This is a genomic window from Mesorhizobium sp. M7A.F.Ca.MR.362.00.0.0 (genome assembly GCF_004023175.1).
In the GTDB taxonomy this organism is placed as follows: domain Bacteria; phylum Pseudomonadota; class Alphaproteobacteria; order Rhizobiales; family Rhizobiaceae; genus Mesorhizobium.
Genome location: NZ_RZTF01000197.1, coordinates 1 through 4,103, shown reverse-complemented (window position 1 = coordinate 4,103; position 4,103 = coordinate 1). Strand labels below are relative to the sequence as shown.

Below are 4,103 nucleotides of genomic sequence, written 5' to 3'. Positions count from 1 at the left end.
TGAGGGTCAAGCCGAACATCAGCAGCGCCGGCGCGACGACGGCGCCCATGCAGATCGCCAGCGCCAGCCAGGGAATATCCCCAGCGGTCAGTTGCGCCTCCCCGGCCGCGGCCTGCCTGCCCCGAAACAGGCGGTACAGAGCGAGGCCAAGACCAGCACCGAGATAGAGCAGCCCGGCCAGCATGAAGGGATTGACGCCATCGAGCAGCAGCTTGCTGAGCGGCGGCGTCGCCCCGAACAAAGCAGCCGAGCCAAGCGCGAGCGGCACGCCGGGCCACAGATGCGAATGGGAATGCGGTTCGGACATGATCTCACCCTATGATGGCAGGTGTGTCACTTGCGGCGCATGGCCACCTTCGGCCCGACGCACTTGTTGTCGCGAAACAGCGCCCACTCCTCGCAAAGGCGCCCATTGGGCAAGCCGCAGAATCCATATTCATTACCGGCCTTGTCCTTCCTGATCACCAGGCGCCCGCCGATATCGCCACAATGGACGGATGCCGGATTGGCCATGCCGACCGGTTTTTGCGCACTGGCGCCGGCGGAAAACGGCAGCGACGACAAAGCGGCAAAGCTCGCGACCAATATCGAAACCTTCTTCATCGCGATCTCCCCGGCCGCATTCTATCACGGCGAAGCGCCCCGTCTTGCGGCAAAGCGCCACCAGGCCGCACCAACCAGCGACTTCGAGAAACCCTGCCGATTCCTTTATCAGAGCGAGGTGATGATCTCGCGGTAGGCTAATTCGGGAAAGGCCTTCAGCGTCCGCGTCCTGACATTGCCCGCTGCCGCCAGCATCAGCGAGAAGCGCGCCAGCACGGCGTCGTCGGGCGCTTCGACCACAGCCACCATATCGTATTCGCCCATGGTCAGGTAGAACGTCTTGAACGATCCGCCCATGTCTCCCAGTTGCCTTCTGGCGGCGTCGAGCCGCTTCGGTGACTCGCGTATGTTCCTGGCACCTTGCTCCGTCCAGTTCATCAGCACGATGTAGCTTGTCATGGCACACCTCCCTCCGGGGCCACGGAGCACGGCGGCTTCGCCGGGGCGGGCATCCGGGTTGTCGCCCAGAAAATGCATCCGACACCGAATTATCCTCCCGAAGGGTCTCGCCCGCAAGAGTGCGTCGCACAACAAAAAAGGGCGCCATCGGCGCCCTTGAACTCTTTGCATCGGTAAGTCTCAGCTATCCAGGAAGCTGCGCAGCTTGCGCGACCTGCTCGGGTGCTTGAGCTTGCGCAGCGCCTTGGCTTCGATCTGGCGGATACGCTCGCGGGTGACCGAGAACTGCTGGCCGACTTCTTCCAGCGTGTGGTCGGTGTTCATGCCGATACCGAAGCGCATTCTGAGCACGCGCTCCTCGCGCGGCGTCAGCGAGGCCAGCACGCGCGTGGTGGTCTCGCGCAGATTGGCCTGGATCGCCGCGTCGATCGGCAGGATCGCCATCTTGTCTTCGATGAAATCGCCCAGATGCGAATCCTCCTCGTCGCCGACCGGCGTTTCGAGCGAGATCGGCTCCTTGGCGATCTTCAGGACCTTGCGCACCTTTTCGAGCGGCATGGCGAGCTTTTCGGCCAGTTCTTCCGGCGTCGGTTCACGGCCGATCTCGTGCAGCATCTGGCGCGAGGTGCGCACGATCTTGTTGATCGTCTCGATCATGTGCACCGGAATACGGATGGTGCGCGCCTGATCGGCGATCGAACGCGTGATCGCCTGCCGGATCCACCACGTCGCATAGGTCGAGAACTTGTAGCCGCGGCGGTATTCGAATTTGTCGACCGCCTTCATCAGGCCGATATTGCCTTCCTGGATCAGGTCGAGGAACTGCAGGCCGCGATTGGTGTATTTCTTGGCGATGGAGATGACGAGGCGCAGATTGGCTTCGACCATTTCCTTCTTGGCGATCGCCGCTTCGCGCTCGCCTTTCTGCACCTGATTGACGATCTTGCGGAATTCCAGGATCGAGATCGCCGTTTCGGTGGCGAGGTTCTGGATCTCGGTGCGCAGGTCCTTGATCGCATCCTTCTCGTTCTTGGTGAATTCCTTCCAGCCGCGCGAGGTCAGATTGCCGATCGAGCGCGTCCAGTTAGGGTCGAGCTCGGAACCCTGATATTCCTTCAGGAACTCTTCGCGGCGCACGCCGTAGCTTTCGGCCAGCCTGAGCAGCTTGCCTTCGTTCTGCACCAGGCGCTTGTTGATGTCGTAGAGTTGCTCGACCAGCGCCTCGATGCGCGCCGTGTTGAGCGACAGCGACTTCACCGCCTTGATCAGCTGGTCCTTGAGCTCCTTCAGGCGGCGGTCCTGGCTGGGCGACAGCGTGCCGGCGGCGGCCAGACGGTTCTCGACCTGCTGGTCCTGCAGCTTGCGCAGCTTTTTGTAGGTGTCGGCGATAACGTCGAGCGTCTCCATCACCTGCGGGCGGAGTTCCGCTTCCATCGCGGCCAGCGACAGGCTCGCTTCGTCCTCGTCTTCGTCGTCGTCATCCGTCAGCCCACGCGTATCGGCGCCGACATTCGTGATGTCGTCTTCGTCGTCGCGCGAACGGCGCGGCTTGTCCTCGACCTTGGCTTCCTCGACGCGCTCGACCACCGGCGCCTGTTTGGCCTCGGGGCCGGCATAGGTGGCTTCGAGATCGATGATCTCGCGCAGCAGGATCTTGGATTCGTTGAGTTCGTCGCGCCAGATGATGATGGCCTGGAAGGTCAGCGGGCTTTCGCACAGACCCGCGATCATCGTCTCGCGGCCGGCCTCGATGCGCTTGGCGATGGCGATTTCGCCCTCGCGCGACAACAGCTCGACCGAGCCCATCTCGCGCAGATACATGCGCACCGGATCGTCGGTGCGATCGGTCGGTTCTTTCTTGGTGGTGGTGGCGGCGACCGCGGTGCCGGTCTGCTCAGCCAACTCGTTGGCGTCTTCCTCGGCATCGGCCGCGGTGTCGGCGGCCTCGGGCTCCTCGCCCTGCTCGTCGTCCTCGACCACGTTAATGCCCATGTCGGACAGCATCGCCATCGTGTCCTCGATCTGCTCGGAGGTCACTTCCTCTGAGGGCAGCACCGAATTCAGCTCGTCCATGGTGACATAGCCGCGCTTCTTGGCGGCCTTGATCATCTTCTTGACAGCATCATCGGAAAGGTCGAGCAGAGGGCCATCGGTGGCGCCTTCGCGTTCGGTTTCGACCTCTTCCTTTTCCTTTGTCGCCATAGTCTTTATCTTCTCCTAGCGGCCGAACTTCAAAGCCGCGTAAGCTGTCGGACCAGTCAAATCGGATGCGCTCGCTTATGAAACGCGCTTCACCGGGCCAGTAACTGCATCAACTCGTTTCGTTTGGTGTATGTCGTTGCCCAAATCGGGTTTCCCCTTTTGGGCGACATGCATTAAGTCCAGATTAACCCTGATATCTGTGGCAGGCGGGCTGCCTGTCCAGTGACCAGTACCTCACATCGCTTATTTCCCGTCGACGCGGGTTCGGGTTAACGTTTCGAATCGTCCTGATTCCGCCAATCTGCCAGAAGGTCAAGCGCTCTCGCATGATTCGCATGAAAAAAGCGAATCAATTACCCGACTTAGCCCGTTACGCGCCATTTGGACGCGCAACGACGCTTTCTCAATTCACTCGCTTCCAACTAAGCTCGCCCAGCCCTGCCCGAGGAGACGCCAAACCCTTCGATCAGCGCTTCCGTGGCCTGCACATCCTGGAATTGCGCCTGAATTTCGATCAGATGCCGGTAGTTTTCGTCTGTGGGATCGGTGGCGAGCGCCGCTTCCGCCTGTTTCAGTTCCTTATGTAAGGTGCGCGCGCTGCGCTGCAAGTGCAGCGCCTGGCTGAAAGCATCGCGGGCATCTTCAAGGGCGGCGGTCTCCAGCGCCGGCCATTGCCGCATCCGCCGGATCAGCCCGACGGCCCGCTCCCAGATCTCGGCGCAGCCGGCGCGTTCGATCATCGCAATCACCGCCTGCCGGTCATTGGCCATGTCATGCGCCATTGCATCGAGGATTGCCGCATGCAGCCGCCTCAGGTCGGAGTTGGCGAGATCGAGGAACTCGATATGGGCGAAATTCTCGTCGATCAGCGCCGGATGGTTGATCAACGCCACGATGAT

Annotated in this window: 3 protein-coding genes and 2 pseudogenes; all 5 read right to left on the bottom strand. The window is 61.4% G+C overall.

Annotated elements, in window-relative coordinates; all coding sequences use genetic code 11:
* Positions 1-241: pseudogene (locus EOC06_RS43115) on the bottom strand (EamA family transporter); the annotation flags it as partial.
* Between the two features lie 92 nt (positions 242-333).
* On the bottom strand, positions 334-603 hold the full coding sequence (locus EOC06_RS22040) for a DUF333 domain-containing protein (protein ID WP_127326289.1): 270 nt from the start codon (positions 601-603) through the stop codon (positions 334-336).
* Positions 604-711: 108 nt separating this feature from the next.
* On the bottom strand, positions 712-1,002 hold the full coding sequence (locus tag EOC06_RS22035; RefSeq protein WP_128308781.1) for a GYD domain-containing protein: 291 nt from the start codon (positions 1,000-1,002) through the stop codon (positions 712-714).
* 180 nt (positions 1,003-1,182) lie between these two features.
* Positions 1,183-3,204, bottom strand: coding sequence for an RNA polymerase sigma factor RpoD (gene rpoD, locus EOC06_RS22030; RefSeq protein WP_128308780.1), 2,022 nt, complete (start codon positions 3,202-3,204; stop codon positions 1,183-1,185).
* A 422-nt stretch (positions 3,205-3,626) separates the two neighbouring features.
* Positions 3,627-4,103, bottom strand: a pseudogene (locus EOC06_RS22025) (DNA primase); the annotation flags it as partial.

Bases quoted from the DNA above. Each gene is read 5' to 3' on its own strand.
- EOC06_RS22040 (WP_127326289.1), bottom strand. From the start codon at position 603: ATGAAGAAGGTTTCGATATTGGTCGCGAGCTTTGCCGCTTTGTCGTCG.
- rpoD (WP_128308780.1), bottom strand. From the start codon at position 3,204: ATGGCGACAAAGGAAAAGGAAGAGGTCGAAACCGAACGCGAAGGCGCC.
- EOC06_RS22035 (WP_128308781.1), bottom strand. From the start codon at position 1,002: ATGACAAGCTACATCGTGCTGATGAACTGGACGGAGCAAGGTGCCAGG.